This is a genomic window from Sphingomonas sp. DMC6, assembly GCF_056314225.1.
The window spans coordinates 231,857-246,228 of record NZ_JBQUYT010000003.1 but is presented as its reverse complement, the minus strand read 5'-3'; the positions used below and the strand labels follow the sequence as shown (position 1 = coordinate 246,228).

The 14,372-nt window shown below is 53.7% G+C and carries 14 protein-coding genes; 11 read left to right on the top strand and 3 right to left on the bottom strand.

The features are described from left to right. Positions 1-13 precede the first annotated feature (13 nt). The 10 genes from ACT53M_RS08425 (at position 14) to ACT53M_RS08380 (ending at position 11,092) form a co-directional block, all read left to right on the top strand. Positions 14-3,853, top strand: coding sequence for a tape measure protein (locus ACT53M_RS08425; RefSeq protein WP_476232682.1), 3,840 nt, complete (start codon positions 14-16; stop codon positions 3,851-3,853). Positions 3,854-3,863: 10 nt separating this feature from the next. Next, positions 3,864-4,223, top strand: a complete 360-nt coding sequence (locus ACT53M_RS08420) for a hypothetical protein (RefSeq protein ID WP_476232680.1) — start codon at positions 3,864-3,866, stop codon at positions 4,221-4,223. Further along, positions 4,223-4,972 carry a hypothetical protein gene (locus ACT53M_RS08415; RefSeq protein WP_476232678.1) on the top strand — a complete coding sequence of 250 codons (750 nt, stop codon included), beginning with the start codon at positions 4,223-4,225 and terminating at the stop codon, positions 4,970-4,972. Before ACT53M_RS08420 ends, ACT53M_RS08415 begins: the two co-directional genes overlap by 1 nt. A gap of 176 nt (positions 4,973-5,148) precedes the next feature. Then, complete coding sequence (locus ACT53M_RS08410) at positions 5,149-7,935, top strand: hypothetical protein (protein ID WP_476232677.1); 2,787 nt, start codon at positions 5,149-5,151, stop codon at positions 7,933-7,935. 6 nt (positions 7,936-7,941) lie between these two features. Continuing rightward, a complete protein-coding gene (locus ACT53M_RS08405) occupies positions 7,942-8,214 on the top strand; it encodes a hypothetical protein (RefSeq protein ID WP_476232676.1) in 273 nt (90 codons plus the stop codon). 131 nt (positions 8,215-8,345) lie between these two features. Then, positions 8,346-8,687, top strand: a complete 342-nt coding sequence (locus ACT53M_RS08400; RefSeq protein WP_476232675.1) for a hypothetical protein — start codon at positions 8,346-8,348, stop codon at positions 8,685-8,687. Beyond that, positions 8,687-8,977 carry a hypothetical protein gene (locus ACT53M_RS08395; RefSeq protein WP_476232674.1) on the top strand — a complete coding sequence of 97 codons (291 nt, stop codon included), beginning with the start codon at positions 8,687-8,689 and terminating at the stop codon, positions 8,975-8,977. The genes ACT53M_RS08400 and ACT53M_RS08395 overlap by 1 nt, the downstream gene beginning before the upstream one ends. A 34-nt stretch (positions 8,978-9,011) precedes the next feature. Beyond that, positions 9,012-9,596, top strand: coding sequence for a hypothetical protein (locus ACT53M_RS08390; RefSeq protein ID WP_476232673.1), 585 nt, complete (start codon positions 9,012-9,014; stop codon positions 9,594-9,596). A 90-nt stretch (positions 9,597-9,686) separates the two neighbouring features. Continuing rightward, the gene (locus ACT53M_RS08385) at positions 9,687-10,466 is read left to right on the top strand and encodes a hypothetical protein (protein ID WP_476232671.1); all 780 of its coding nucleotides are present in this window, start codon (positions 9,687-9,689) and stop codon (positions 10,464-10,466) included. A gap of 116 nt (positions 10,467-10,582) precedes the next feature. Next, a complete protein-coding gene (locus ACT53M_RS08380; RefSeq protein WP_476232670.1) occupies positions 10,583-11,092 on the top strand; it encodes a terminase small subunit-like protein in 510 nt (169 codons plus the stop codon). Between the two features lie 149 nt (positions 11,093-11,241). On the opposite strand, the gene ACT53M_RS08375 is transcribed toward ACT53M_RS08380, so the two are convergent. Further along, entirely contained in the window at positions 11,242-11,781 is a 540-nt protein-coding gene (locus ACT53M_RS08375; RefSeq protein ID WP_476232669.1) for a recombinase family protein, read from the bottom strand. 284 nt (positions 11,782-12,065) lie between these two features. Between ACT53M_RS08375 and ACT53M_RS08370 the strand changes: the two genes are divergently transcribed. Then, on the top strand, positions 12,066-12,560 hold the full coding sequence (locus tag ACT53M_RS08370; protein WP_476232668.1) for a hypothetical protein: 495 nt from the start codon (positions 12,066-12,068) through the stop codon (positions 12,558-12,560). A gap of 7 nt (positions 12,561-12,567) precedes the next feature. Here ACT53M_RS08370 and ACT53M_RS08365 read toward each other — a convergent pair whose 3' ends face one another. Both ACT53M_RS08365 and ACT53M_RS08360 read right to left on the bottom strand, forming a co-directional pair. Continuing rightward, positions 12,568-13,152 (bottom strand): hypothetical protein, encoded by a 585-nt coding sequence (locus ACT53M_RS08365; protein WP_476232666.1) that lies wholly within the window; start codon positions 13,150-13,152, stop codon positions 12,568-12,570. Beyond that, positions 13,142-14,194, bottom strand: a complete 1,053-nt coding sequence (locus tag ACT53M_RS08360; protein WP_476232664.1) for a hypothetical protein — start codon at positions 14,192-14,194, stop codon at positions 13,142-13,144. Before ACT53M_RS08360 ends, ACT53M_RS08365 begins: the two co-directional genes overlap by 11 nt. Between the last annotated feature and the right edge of the window lie 178 nt (positions 14,195-14,372).

The following is a 14,372-nucleotide window of genomic DNA, read 5'->3' as shown; positions in this document are numbered from 1 at the left end:
GAGATTTGAGCCGATGAATAATTCCCTTCGCGTTGTGAGAGTTGTGATTGATTCCAGTGGTGCCAAGAAGGGTGCTCAAGAGGTCAACCAAGCTCTGTCCAGCATCGGCGCGAAGGCCAATCAGGCAACCGGCGCGAACGACAATTTCGCATCATCAATGGGCCGTGCCTCAGCCCAATCCAGTAAACTGAACCGTGTCCTAGAGCAGCAAAACGGCTCCATGGGCAAACTCTACCAGCTTTTCCGTGGTGCAAGCGGAGAGATGGGCACCTTTGGCGCTGCCGCAGATGGCGCAGCAAGCAAGGTCGAGACCCTTGGAGGCACATTCCGCGGTTTAGCTGGGCTTGGCACTGCTGGCGTGGTTGCTGGCATCGCAGCGGGCTTCGTTGCCCTTGGAGCGGCTGGTATCAGCGCCGCTGCACAGGTTGAGAAGTTCAAGGCCAACCTCACCACCGTCACAGGATCCACCCAAGCGGCAGAAGCCGCCTACGCGGGCCTCGTCCAGTTCGCCAACAAAACACCATTCACCCTCGATCAAAGCGTTGAGGGCTTCACCAAACTCCGCGCGCTCGGCCTCAGCACCAGCGAGGACATCATGATGTCCTACGGCAACACTGCTGCGGCGATGGGCAAAAGCATGAGCCAGATGATTGAGGCTGTCGCAGACGCCACCACTGGTGAGTTTGAACGCCTCAAGGAGTTTGGCATCAAGGCCAAGCAGTCAGGCGATCAGGTTGCTTTCACCTTCCAAGGGGTCACAACCACCGTTGGCCGCAATGCCAGCGAGATCGAGAAATACCTGATCGGCATCGGCCAGAACCAGTTTGGCGGCGCAATGGCTCGTCAGATGGACACCCTCAACGGTGCGTTCTCGAACCTCGAGGACAAGATTTTCACCTTCCTTGCTGACATGGGCGATGGAGCCTTTGGCAACATCATCAAGGACATGGTGAACGGCCTCGCAAACGGCCTGTCGGCAATCCAGCCCCTGTTTAGCGGCATCATGGATTTCATCGCCGGCATCATCAACATGTCGATCAAGTTCCAAATGGCCATCGCTGACGCGTTCATGGGTGGTGCTGATGGCGCAAAGCAGTTCCAAGGCGTTTTGGACGGCCTTGGCGTCGTGTTCTCGTTCATTGGTGAGACTGCCAGCACGCTCGGCAGCATCGCTGGTCAGGTGTTTGGCTTCCTCATCGGAGTTGCCCGCACCACTGCTAGCGCAATCGGTGATGCATTTTCGTCCCTGTTCGGCTGGATGATCCCTTCATTCAGCATGACGGGGCAATCAGCAGGTGAGAGCCTTGTTGGCATCCTCCGCGCTGCCCAGTTCGTTGCTGGCAAGCTGCCTGAGATTTTCAAAACCGCCCTGAACGAACTCAAGGCTGCATTTGGCCAATTGGGTGCAGCAATCGCAGCCGCGCTCACAGGCGATTTCAGCAAGTTCAAGGATATCAACCTCAGCTTCAGCGGAACCAAGAAGATCGCTGGCCAGACCATCACTGGTGCTGCTGCCACTTACAACGATCAAAAGGCCAATCGCTCATGGATCGACCAGCGCCTTGGCAAGAAGGCCGATGGCAACATCGACTTTGCCGGTGGTGGCACTGGCAACATGGGCAACAGCAAAGGCTCAAAGGGCAAAAAGGACACCACTGCCGACAAGTTGGGTGATTTCTGGAAGGGCTTAGAGCAAGAGCTTGAACTGAGCAGCCTCTCCACTCAGGAAGCTGAGAAAAAGCGCAAGGAATTCGAACTTCAAAAGATTCTGGGCCGCGAAATCAACGCCCAAGAACGCACTCGTTTGACCACGTTAATCGATCAGACCAAAGCTGCCCAATACATGACAAAGGCTGCTGAGGATCATCGCACAAAGATGATCGATTTGAACACTCAGGAAGCCATTCTTGCTGCTCGTTTGAAGGGCGAAACCGGCGAGCAATTGGCGATCACTACTGCCGTTGCACAAGCCAAAGCTGATGCTCAGAAATCAGGCATCAAGCTCAGTGGCACTGAACTCCAAACGCTCATTGCTAACACCACAGAAGAAGCTCGTCGCAATGCGGAAATCGCAAAGCGCAACAAGATGCTCGATGACGCACTTGGCTTGGCCGAAAAATACAGCCCAACCTACAATGCAGAGCAGTTCCAAAAGAACGCTCAGGCACAGGTTGAAGCCCTCAGACTGGCACTCGATAACGGACGTATCAGCAAGGCTGTTTATGACGAAATCATCGCTGGCATGGACAAAGCATCCAAGAACGCCGGTGCGAAAATGTATGACGATTGGGGAAGCCAAATTGCCCGCTTAGGTGACGACATCGGCGGTAAGTGGGGCAGTGCAATCGGCAAAGTTGGCCAAATGATCCAGCAAATGGCCAAGTTCGCACAAGGCGATTTCAGTGGCGGCGGCACCATTGGTGCAATCGCCAACCTGCTTGGTAGCAAATACGAAAAGCAGCCAGACGGAACGTTCAAGAAGCAAGCAAATGCCTTTGGTGAAGCATTCGCAACCAAAAATGGCACCATGCTCAATGGCATTTTCAGCGGCTCAACGTGGTCCAAGCCATTCGCATCAATGGGCGAAAGCCTCAAGGGATTAAAGGAAGCATTTAGCGGGCCAAATGGCTCATTCATGAAGGGCCTTGGCGGGCTTTTGGGCACTATGTCTGCCGGTGCTGGAATTGGCTCAACCGTCGCTGGTCTCGGCAACGCTCTCGGCCTCAAGATGAGTGACACTGGCGCACAAATCGGTGGCGCTGTTGGTTCCTTCCTTGGTCCGGTCGGTTCCATTGTCGGCTCAATCGCTGGCGGTTTGCTCGGCGGCTTGTTCAAGAAGGTCAAGAGCGGATACGCTCAGGTCCGTGATAGCGCAGTGACCGGCACATATGGCCGCACTGGCGAATTCCAGACCCAAGCAGCCGAGATGGCTACCAGCCTCTTGGACAACTTCCGCACTATCGCTGACAAGCTCGACACCACGTTGGGCAAGGTCAGCTTCGACATCGGCCGCAAAGACGACAAGTTCGGATTCACTGGTGGTGGGCAATCAACTCAGTGGTTCTCAAGCGAAACCGAAGCCGTGAAAGCTGCTTTGAAATACATCATTTCCGTTGGCGCATTTGAAGGCATTTCAGAGAGCGTGAAGCGTCTCATTTCAACTGGCGATATCGAAGCTCAGTTGGAAAAGGCTGTCAAGTTCCAGAACGTCTTCAAGGAATTGAAATCCCTCAAAGACCCATTGGGATTCGCGGTCAGCAACATCAATACCGAATTCAAAAAGCTCACAGCGATCTTCAAGGAAGCCGGTGCGACTGCAAGCGAATATGCCAGCTTGGAAGAATTGCGTCAGCTCAAGTTGAAGAATGCGTTTGAGGATCAGACAAAGGGCTTCGCTGAATTCCTCAAGGCCCTTCGCGGTGATGGATCAGGCAGAAGCAAACTCAGCCTCTTGAACGAGGATTTGGCCAAGCTGCAAGGGTTCAGAAACGACATCGCTTCTGGCAAGGCAATTGACCAAAATGCCTTCACGGAATTGGGCAAGGAAATCATGGGATATGCCAGTGAGCTTTACGGCACACAGACCGGCTCATTCCAAAACATCAAAAACCAATTGATCACTTTGAGTGAGCAGGCTTTGGCCAATGCCACAAATTCGTTCAATTCATCAGCTGACCCAGCAACTGCAATCAACGACCAAACCACTCAGTTGACTGCTCAAGGTGCGATCACAAACGCCTACTTGGCACAGATCGCAGCCAGCTTGCAGGGCATCGGCCTCAGCTCATCATATGCTGCTGGTGTGGTGGCAAATGTCGCTGCCGTGAACGGCCAATTGCTCACTTACAATTAAGGAATAAAGCATGACAATGACAGACGCAGAAAGGGCATTATTCGTCAAACAGCCATATCGCTATGCGGTGGTTCAGGACTCTACAATCAAGAGCAAAAACTCTGCTGCCATTGAGGTCACGCTCAACACAAATCTCTTGGCTGACGATGCTCAAGAGTTAGCTGAGAACCTTCAAAGCTGGGGCAGCAATCCGCGCTATTTCACCGTGGAAATCGAGGGCATTTTGACCTTGGATTCCTTCGTGGGTGGCCCTCCGTCATTCCTCTTGGATTTCCCTAAATACAAGACAGAAGGCCGCCGAGGTGTGGTTGTTTCTGCATCACCTGATTTTGGCACTGGCCGCACAACGATAGGAGTTCGCTTGATCTAATGACAGCCCTTTTCCTCACCCCAAACAAACTCACATCAGTTGCTCAAAGTGGTGGCACAACACAAGGGCAGGGCTTCCTTTCCAATGACGAGAAGGGCCTTGTTTGGCGCACTGCTGGCCTCACTGGCAATTATCTCACCTTCCAGCTAGACGGGTCAGAGATCGATTTCGTGGCACTGGTTGGCACGAACTTGAAGCCTGCCAATTGCGTGAGAATCCGCCTCGGCAACTCCGCTACGCAGGTCAATGGATCATCTGCGCCAGTGGACGTTGTGGTTAGTCCTGCGAGCGGCACTGCTGCCATCAACCAGACAGTGATTTTCAAGCAGTTAGATGCACCCGGCTCCTACAGCCATGTTCGTTTCGATTTCACGGCGACAGGAAATCCAGACGGATATGTGGAAGTCAGCAGAGTGGTGATTGGCAAAGCGGTCACTTGGCTGGGCATCGATATCGATGCTGAATTCACCTATCAGAACGACTCCAAGAGCCTCCTTGATGACCTTGCAACCAACTTGGTTTGGAAGGCAAAAGTCAGTTCCATGACCGAGGCCGAGTATTTCACCTATTTCCATCCACTGATGCGTTCCGTGGCCAAAAAGACCGGGTTCCTGTTTATTCCTACCGTGGAGAGCGATTACGTCCAAGAGCAAGCGACTTTTGGTGTGATTGATAGCTCACCAGCCAAGGGGTCATATGGCGGGAGTGATTATTTGGCATTGGAATTCCAAATCCGCTCTTTGTTTTGATCAAACGGTATACGAAATAACTCTATTGGCTTTTATATGGAGTTTTCGCGTATACCGATTTCAGATGCAGGGCAGTGCGAAGCGAAATCGCGCAGCGATTTGGAAGGAAAGTGGCCCCGCATTTTTGGTTCTCAATTCAGCGATAAATAATGGAAAGTGAGAGGCAATGACGCTGAATGAAGAATCTTTACGCAGAAATCCAACCAATCAAGCCAGATGGCACATTTGAAACCATCCGTCTGTGCTCCAAGGGAAGAAGCTCGAAAAGCACCATTAACAACGGCCATGTCTGGCTTCCACTGGTCACTGAGCATCCCAAGTTCGATTGGAAGGCAACCAGCAATGGCGTTCTTGATCCTGTCCAAATCAGCTACGGTTCACTCAGCTTTTCCGTTTCCAGCGTCTTTGATAATGAGGTTTGGTCTACCTACGATTTCACTGGTGCAATCGCCAGTTTGTGGTGGGGAGAGGACGGCGACGACTTCGCCAATTACCAGCAGATTTATGAGGGCAGCACATCAGCCCTAAGCCGCGAAGGCACCACAGCAAGCGTCAACCTCCTTGGCAGCGAAAGCAAACTCCAACGTCCGTTGCTGTCATCCACATACGCAGGAACAGGTGGGGCAGAGGGCGCAGCCAGCCTCAAGGGAGTTCTCAAGCCATGGGCCAGCGGGTCACTGGTCAACATCACACCAGTTTTGGTGGATAGCGTTTATTGGGTCTATCAGGTCCACGGCTACGGGCCAGTTCAGGACATTTCCGACGTTTACGAGTTCGCGCAGAGCCTTGGCGCTCCTGCCTACACGGTCAGCAGCTACGCGGAATTGATCGCCCTAACGCTTGAGCCAGGTCAGTGGGCCAAGGCCAATGCTGTTGGCATGTTCCGCCTTGGTGGCCAGCCAAGCCAGAAGATCACTTGCGACGTTCAGGGCGCAAAAGACGGCTCGGCTTGGCCAACCTCAGTTTCAGCCATCATCCAGCACCTCGCCAAGCATGTTCATTCCACCATCCAGTTTGGCGACATGTCAGCGTTCGTGGGCAAGAGCTGGTGCTTCTACACCACCAGTCAGGTCCAAGTGGGTGATATCTGCCGCCAAGCAGCACAGGAAGCCGGTGGCTGGTTCTTCCCTGACGGCTTGGGCATTTGGCAGATTGGCGACCTCTTTGCGCCAAAAACACCTGTCACCCTCAGCGCGGATCGTTCCAACGTCCCGCTTGTAGTGAGCATCAAAGAGGCTGTCACAGGCGGTCCTACCTACAAGGTTTCCGTTGGGCATACCCGCAACTGGACAGTCCTATCGGATTCCGAAATCAGCCCATTGTTGGCGGACTTGGTTGGCGATCAGGCCCAACTCCAAGCTGACCTTGCCAGCGCAGTCAGTGACTTGGCATCTGCCCAAAGCACCCTTGAAGTTGCTGTCAGCCGCTTGGACTCCATGAGTGCAGACGGCGTTCTGGACCGCGCAGAGAAGAAATACTGGATCGACGAATACAGCCGATTGAACGCGGAGAAGGGCGCTCACCTCGCGGAAGCCACCAGCTATGGCATCACCACAGCCAAGGACGCCTACACGGCTGCTTTCACCGCCTTGGGCACATATCTGGCCACGCTAAGCCCTGCTTGGAACAACACCAGCGCGGACACGGCCATCACCCGTGAGGATTTCCGTGCAGCTTGGCAGGGGGTCTACACCGCAATCGTCACGCTTGAGTATGCGCCCGGTTTGACCTTCCACTGGACAGGTGTTGCCGCTGCTCAGCTTTATATGAACGCCAGCGGCGAATTCGTGTTTGGCGCTCAAACGGACAAGACCAACGTCCGTGGCATCCGTGCTGGCACGGTTTACAGCAATGGCGCAGCTTGCGTCACGACAGCCTCGGGTAACGCACCCACAGCCACCTTGGCCAGCAAGGCATCGACCCTCGCTCAGAACGGCGGCACCGGCGCTGCGATGACCTTCAACTGGAGCGGTCAAGGCGGCCAACCAAGCTGGGTTTGGGGCGGAAACAACGGGCAGGACATCTACGTCTATGACCCAAGGAACTTCTCGGTTGCCCAAGCAGGCTTGGTCCGTCCAGCATCAGCACCAACCACAGCAAGAACCGATATCATTTATCACCAGATGGCGGATAACGACTTCTTCCGTCTCTGCACTGGTGGCGACGCATCCAACTCAGGCTGGGTTGAACTTGCTACTGCTGACGATGCCAATGAGCCGATCTATGTCAGCCAATACACAGGCGTCTTTAGTTCACTGGCTCGCCGTGCGGCTCTGCTCGATAACAACGGCAACACCAGTTTCCCACAAACGGTCTATGGCGGTAACCTCTATTCCAGCGGCACAGTTTGGACCAACAATTGGTTCCGTGTGTATGGCACTGCCGGCTTGTATAACGAAACCTACAGCCGTGGTATCGCTGATCCAGAAGGCCTATCAAACTACGGAAACATCGCCACTTACAGCAGCGGAAAAAACACTTGGAGTGGTTACTCGATCAACAACTGGATTTGTTTCATGGCAAACGGTTCAGGATCGGGCTCACAAAGAGGCTTCTACTCAGCTGAAAACGGCGGCTGGCTCTGCTCTTGGGATAGCTCAAACAATGCCACTTTTGCTGGTAACGTCACGGCATACTCAGACGAACGCCTAAAGCAAAACAAGCGCCCAATCACGGACGCTGCTGAACGCCGCAAGGGAATGGCCCAAGCTGCTATCGTCTACCAACGCGACGGCGAAACGCGCATTGGCTTTGGCGCTCAGACACTGGAAAAAACCAATCCAGAATTCGTGAAAACAGCCGACGATTTGGTTGGAACCAAGTCCGTTGCCTACGCGGAAATGGTATCCGTTTTGGCCGTTGATGCTGACCAGCAAGCCAAGCGCATTGACGCATTGGAAGCTCAGGTTGCGCTCCTATTAAATACAATCGAACAGCTACAAAACCGCTTACAGGGAGAATGATATCGAATGGAAAGAACAATTATATCGCATGATGTAGAAGCGGCCAAAGCGCGCATCCGCTTTGAACATGATGGAGTGACGCTGGAAAGCGACTTTGACTTGGTTCACGTAATTCCCGGCACTGACTATGTTTTCAACGCAATGGGATTGGCCTTTGATGAAGGCTATCAGCAAATGGCCATTGATCGCCTAACTGCATCAATCGAAAAGCAAATCGATGCTGGGGTAATCCAAAATCCGCCAAGCGCCGAGCCAGCGTCAGAGGCACCAGCTGAATGACACTTCCTTCAAGCGGTCCCATATCACTCGGCCAAGTAAGCGTTGAACTCGGGCGATCCTCAACCGCAACCACGAGCCTTGGCGAAAGTGCAGTTCGCACGCTGGCTGGGGTGAGCAGCGGTGCGATTGGCATGAACAGCCTTTTGGGTAAGAGCAACACACCAGCTTGGACGGTCAGTATCAGCCCAAGCTACCGCTCTGTTACCAACCGCACCCACTTTGCGTCTGGCACCTTCACAGTCTCTGTCAGCAGCGGCACTCCAACGGCCTACAGCTGGGGCATTCAATCAACCAGCAGCGGAACAGGCTCAGTAGCCTCAGGCGGCACCACCTCTACAGCAACCTTAAGCGTCACTGATGCAGGCGATTACGCCTACGTGGTGTTCTACTGTGATGTCACGAACTACGGCCAAACCAAGCGCGCTACCGTATGGTTTGAGCACCAGTGGACATCATCAACGGGGACCGCTTGATGACCCACCCGCTACTGGCCCTCATTTTCCAGCTGCTCCTGCTCATCGCATTCCACTCGCTTTGGCTTGGTGTGCTGTTCAGCGGAGCCTTTTACCTCGGCCGCGAAATCGCCCAAGCTGAGCAACGAGCAATTCAGACCTACTACGGCAACCACCGAGCAAATGCCCCACTTTGGGTTGGATTGCAGCCACGAGCTTGGAATCGAAAGAGCTTGCTGGACTGGATTTTGCCGTTCGCCCTGACAGCCATAATTGCAGTAGTTGCCGGGCATTTTCACTGGTTCGGCTAAATATCGGGTCACCAATAGGAAACCCGACACAACGATGAATGACCATTATTACCTGAGTATCCGAGAACATTTTCCCGACCAAATCCATTGGCTTGATATCGACCTAACGGACTGGATCAGCGGACAAAATCCCGCCCAACCTCTGAGGGAAATCGATCAGCTAACTGACCGCGGAAATCCAATCAGCTTTGGCTATGAACACCGACAACCCAACGGCAAGCAGATCGTTCAAACCGCCCTCACGCTGGAATACGACGAGACTTATTTCGATCAGGTAATCCGCTCAATCAGCGATTTAGAAGACCTGATGGTGATCCTCATTCCCACCCACAGAAACGGCTTTCCAACCTTCCTCACAGTCTGGCCGATTCCAGAGTCCGTGAACGGAAAGATCGCCCGACGCGCTGCCCAGCTAATCGCGCAATACATCCAAAGTCCGGGACTCATAGAAAACTCCCAAGACGGAAGCATGACCTTCTATCCGCGATCTGATTTACCCATTCATGTCCGCGACGGAACGTTGGTCAATCCATCGAAGATGATTCAGGATGCCTTGGGTATCACCACAACCACAGCGCAGTTCTATCGCCCGAAATCCAGAAATCAGAACAACTCCTGAAAGATCGCAAAAACAAAGCCTTATCAAGCCGACATTTGACGATTCCGGCTATATAGGTAAGAAGAACATCAAACAGGAGGACAACAAACGATGATCAAGAAGGCAGTTATTTCTCTAATGGCGAGTGCCCTGATGGCAACCGCTGCACATGCGGGCACCTGCGACACATATGTGGGTAAAACAGTCGCCCCCAAGACGTTCGATCAGGCAATCCTGAGCATCAACGCACCAGCTCCCAAGGGGGAGTTTGAAACCACTGCGGCATATCAGGCCCGCATCCAAGGCGCTGGCGGAACCGGCCCGCTGATTATCAGCAAGCGCATGGAAGACCCGAAATTCCTCGAATACGACGCCGACCGTGGGGCATTCAAGGTCATCAGCTATCTGTTCGACAATACGAACTTCCCAGCTTGGGAGGCCCTATACACAACGTCCGGCTTGAACCCGAGCACGATGAACAACTTGGATGTTTCGTTCGGATCAAGCGATGTGGCGACCGGCACCTACAGTGCTCAGAATGGCTTTGGTGCTCGCGCGACAATCACCAAGTTCACCCGCACGGTGAAGGGTGTGTTCGAACGTCCAGCGGAGGGCTACAATGAAGACCTCTTTGCTGCCAAGGACTCGACGTTGGGCTATCTGCCCATGGAACCCGCTCAGGCGCAGGCATTCCGTCAGACTGCCAAGATCGCATTCGTGGTGGTGCCCAAGTCACCCTACGTGGTTCGCAGGACGTTTGGATATGGGGAAACGACCATCAGCAATCCAACTGATGTAACGGTCAATTCCACGATCCTGATTGCAGATATCCAGTGCGCTTTGGTGATGACTTCCACCAATCAGGTTGTTGGTGCTTACGACACGCTCTGATTGAATCCAGCAAAGCAAGACCCGAAGCCCGGTTGGTCACCATGCCAGCTGGGCTTTTGCTTCTCCAAAGGCTGGCCAGATAAATAGTCGGCAACAACCACGGAGAATGAATCTGGATGGCAACCAAGGCTGGAAATACGAAGATCGCACAAGAGATGAGCACTGGCAGTCAGGCTGCTGGTCAGGAACTGGTCCAATCTGCTCGCAAGCCGGGTAGACCATCAACCCGAACGCCTGAACGGGAATTGGAGATACTGGAGCGTTTGGCCAATGGTGAGAGCATCCTGAAAATCTGCCAAGACGCCCATATGCCAAATCGATCAACCATCACAAACTGGATGATGAAAGACCCGGAATTCCTCAGCAAAGTCATGACTGCTTATTCATTCAACACCCTGTTCATGGCAGAAATGGCCATGGATGTGATCGATGGTGGAGAGCATTCAACTGGCAACGTGGAACGTGACAAAGCCAAACTCAGCTACATCAAATGGCTCATGAGCAAATACAACCGACCGCTCTTTGGTGACAAGATCGAAGTCCATGAAACCAGTGAGCGAGTGGTGATTAACGTTCAGCAGGAAGTCAGTGATTTGCTCAAAAAAGATGGGCAATTCCGCTTCTAAAAGACCCACTTTTCATTGCCTGAATCAGCCAGAATCAGCAGAATCACAAAAACAACCAACCAAGCAGCTATCGGTATAGCTGACCGGCTGATTCTGGGCTTCTAGACCCATTGATTTCCTTGGGTTTTTGAGCCCATGAAAATCCGAAATCAGGCCATTTTCAGCAGCCGATAAACGCTCTGACGATGGCATCCAAGCTCACGTGCGATTGCTGCTGGACCGATGCCAGTCTTGTGTAGCTCAAGCACCCGCTCAGGGCTGATGCTGGCTGGTCTGCCCTTGTAGACGCCCAAGGTCTTGGCCCTGTCGATGCCAGCCCTCTGACGCTCTCTGCGGATGTCGTTCTCGAACTCTGCCACTGCACCAAGGATGGCCAGTGTCAGCTTGCCAGTAGAACTGCTCGTGTCGATGGTCTGGTGGATGGTGCGGAAATGGGCACCAGTCTGGGTGAGTTGGTCCAAGAGGCGGAACAGGTCGGTCAGTGATCGGGCGAAACGATCCAAGCGGCTCACTAGAAGTGTGTCACCATCACGGATGAAGGTCATCAACTCCAACAAGCCCGGTCTGTTGGCATTGGTGCCGGTGGCTTGGTCGGTGAAGATGCGTTCACAGCCAGCAGCCCGCAATTCCGTCAGCTGCACCTCAAGGCTCTGGTCCGTGGTTGAAACACGAGCGTATCCGATAAGCATCTGACTTCCCTGTCAAAAATGGTCGGTTTCCATCGTGTGGCGTCACGGAAAGAAGATGTCGGCCAGAAAGTGACGGGATTTGGTTGGCGTTTGATGGCCACGACTGGGTGTAGCCAATCGTTGATGGGGCAGGGGAGGGATTGGTGGGGTATATGCTGTTTTCTTCGGGCGGGCAGGTGTGGTCAGTGACCGAAATTTTCTGTGACCAAGAACCCCCTCTAGAGCTGCCCCTTGCGCACTGTGATCTAGCGTTCCCATAAGGGCCGGCAGGCAATTGGGGGGTCATGGTGTTCTGTCCGTCAGCAGCAGATTGGGGAAATGTCGCCGATTGGGCAGGGGCCATTGCCAGCTTCCTGGCGGTGGTCACCGCGCTGGTCATCGCATTTCATGAATCGTGGTCGCTCAAGAAAGAGCGTCAGCTGGTGGCCGATCAAGAGTTGCTCAGGATGGCAAAGCTTCGGGCGGAGATAATCCGATTGGCAGGTGAAATAGAGGCCATCGCGGAAGATGCGTTTGTTGGTGGTCGTCCAGCTTTTGACGAAATTGCCTCGTGGCAGAAGGGGCTTGAAGAACAGGTCGAAGGTAGCCGTCTCCAACTGATCGCTCTTCAGAATCTCGCCGTCACGCACCCCCAGCTTTTTGGAATCATCGGGCGCATGATCGCGGAGACCAAATTCGAGTTCAACGTGATGACGCGCGGCGCTGATCTTCCTAACAAGCTGCTTCAGATCGCGCGATCGATGGCTGAGCATCGGACAACAATCGCAGCTTTGGTCTGAGCCGGAATCAGCCAAGCATAGCCATAATCGCCTTTAGGACCGGGACGAAATGCCCCTTGGTGGGGTCTTGATCCAAGTCCAAGCCATCAGACAGAACCGCTTCAATCCGCTCTAATTTGCCGGAGCATGTTCCGTCTGTGGTCTTCTTTCTCTCGCGCACCATGCTGACTTTTTCCAGCTTGAGGTCGAGGCGCACCACATACTGAGCGCAGAGTGGAGTATCGTTCACGTAAGTGATCATGTCTGGCCGAAAATCAGCGCCAAGCCGCGTCAGGTCGGGCGGAAATACATATCCCTTATCCCAGTGTGTGGTCGCTTCCGTGCAGAAGCCGTCAGTTTCCCGGCACTGGATCGTTACCAGCGTAGGCACGAGTTTTTCGCCGCCGTCTGTGCGTTTCCACACGCCACTCACGGTGATGTAGTTGGGCAGTTTGACGATGTATGGGCGGACGTTAGGCTGAGGCACACTGTCGTTTGTCACGACCAGCAACTCTCTGGTCACTTCAAAGACCAGCAGCATCACGAAGAAACCGATTTTCCACAAGTTCAGACGCTTCCACCAGCGCGACTTGGGCGGAGCCTCACTCGTCATTGGCGGGCTTCTGATAGCTGAGCAGCTTCACCTGTTCCCGGACTTCCTGATAGTCCTGAATGGCTTGCTTCGCAGCCCCCACGGCAGCTAATGCCTCTTCATTCCCTTCCGTGGCGCTGGCTTCGTCGTCATTTTCAGGCATGACGAAATCCACCGTGCCGCCCTTCTCGTTAAAGGAGAACAGCTTCTCGACAGCCTTCGTCAGAGCGGGAATTTTGTCTCCTTCGCCATCGCCAACAAGCTCCTTGAACTCGTCCATGATGGCCTTGATTGTGTTCGCCTTCTTCTTGCTTGCCTGCTCCTTCAAATCGTCCTCGATAACCTTCGTAAGCATCTTCTTTTGCTTGAGGTCCTCGATCATCATCTGGACCTCAAGATGCTCCTTGGCGGTGCTGGTGATGTGTTTGCTGATGCGTGCCAGCAAACCCGTAAACAGTGCCGTTCCAGCAAGGATCAGGATGATTGAACCTTTGGTGGCTCCAACGACCTTGATGGCTTCCGGGGCTTCGTTGTTGGCCAATGCGATCCCGCGCACGATGTCGAACCAATCCGCGGCCGTCTTCTTCCATTCGGCCATGTTGGTGATCGAAGCATCATTCTGGAAACTCACGCGGATCGTGATGAAGTCGCTTTCTTCCTCCTGATCGCGGAGGTCCAACTGACTGAGGCTTTGCAGATAGGCGTTCAGGTATGACCGCACGTTGCTCAGCTTGCCGTTTATTTCGTTCAGCTGATTGAATGCTGTGCTGGGGTCGTAGTTGGATGTCCGAACAATGGAATCCACGAGCGCAGCGCCCTCATTGCCGAGGTATTGGCTGACTTCCAGCTTGTCCAAGAGCTTGATCTGCTCGATGGACAGAACCTCGAAATCCATCCGCCGAAGGCTTTTGATTAATTCGTTTAGCGGCTCTTCCACTGGCAGTTTCTGCGCCTGACTGGCGTTGTGCTGGATCGGCTGCAAGAGCGCCTGAAGCAGTGGGTTGAAGCGATCAAAGTGCTCGCCATACCAGACAGCCAGCTTCTCAAGCTCACGAATATCCATGAAACCCCCGTGTTCGTTTGACCATTATGGGGCGTCTGAGCGGCTTTTGGAAGTCAGGGGATAAATACCCATGTAGGGCAGGCTGCGACCTCCAAGTGTGCGACAGCTGGCAGCGCCCCTCATTGCTTATCCTGCGTTTCCTGTGGTCCCCGAGATCATAATTGCCATTTGAAGCGTC

What these genes read in the sequence shown, in the direction of transcription:
- ACT53M_RS08385 (WP_476232671.1), top strand. Translation starts at nt 9,687, where the DNA reads ATGATCAAGAAGGCAGTTATTTCTCTAATGGCGAGTGCCCTGATGGCA.
- ACT53M_RS08360 (WP_476232664.1), bottom strand. Translation starts at nt 14,194, where the DNA reads ATGGATATTCGTGAGCTTGAGAAGCTGGCTGTCTGGTATGGCGAGCAC.
- ACT53M_RS08400 (WP_476232675.1), top strand. Translation starts at nt 8,346, where the DNA reads ATGAACAGCCTTTTGGGTAAGAGCAACACACCAGCTTGGACGGTCAGT.
- ACT53M_RS08380 (WP_476232670.1), top strand. Translation starts at nt 10,583, where the DNA reads ATGGCAACCAAGGCTGGAAATACGAAGATCGCACAAGAGATGAGCACT.
- ACT53M_RS08390 (WP_476232673.1), top strand. Translation starts at nt 9,012, where the DNA reads ATGAATGACCATTATTACCTGAGTATCCGAGAACATTTTCCCGACCAA.
- ACT53M_RS08375 (WP_476232669.1), bottom strand. Translation starts at nt 11,781, where the DNA reads ATGCTTATCGGATACGCTCGTGTTTCAACCACGGACCAGAGCCTTGAG.
- ACT53M_RS08365 (WP_476232666.1), bottom strand. Translation starts at nt 13,152, where the DNA reads ATGACGAGTGAGGCTCCGCCCAAGTCGCGCTGGTGGAAGCGTCTGAAC.
- ACT53M_RS08420 (WP_476232680.1), top strand. Translation starts at nt 3,864, where the DNA reads ATGACAATGACAGACGCAGAAAGGGCATTATTCGTCAAACAGCCATAT.
- ACT53M_RS08410 (WP_476232677.1), top strand. Translation starts at nt 5,149, where the DNA reads ATGAAGAATCTTTACGCAGAAATCCAACCAATCAAGCCAGATGGCACA.
- ACT53M_RS08405 (WP_476232676.1), top strand. Translation starts at nt 7,942, where the DNA reads ATGGAAAGAACAATTATATCGCATGATGTAGAAGCGGCCAAAGCGCGC.
- ACT53M_RS08395 (WP_476232674.1), top strand. Translation starts at nt 8,687, where the DNA reads ATGACCCACCCGCTACTGGCCCTCATTTTCCAGCTGCTCCTGCTCATC.
- ACT53M_RS08415 (WP_476232678.1), top strand. Translation starts at nt 4,223, where the DNA reads ATGACAGCCCTTTTCCTCACCCCAAACAAACTCACATCAGTTGCTCAA.
- ACT53M_RS08425 (WP_476232682.1), top strand. Translation starts at nt 14, where the DNA reads ATGAATAATTCCCTTCGCGTTGTGAGAGTTGTGATTGATTCCAGTGGT.
- ACT53M_RS08370 (WP_476232668.1), top strand. Translation starts at nt 12,066, where the DNA reads ATGGTGTTCTGTCCGTCAGCAGCAGATTGGGGAAATGTCGCCGATTGG.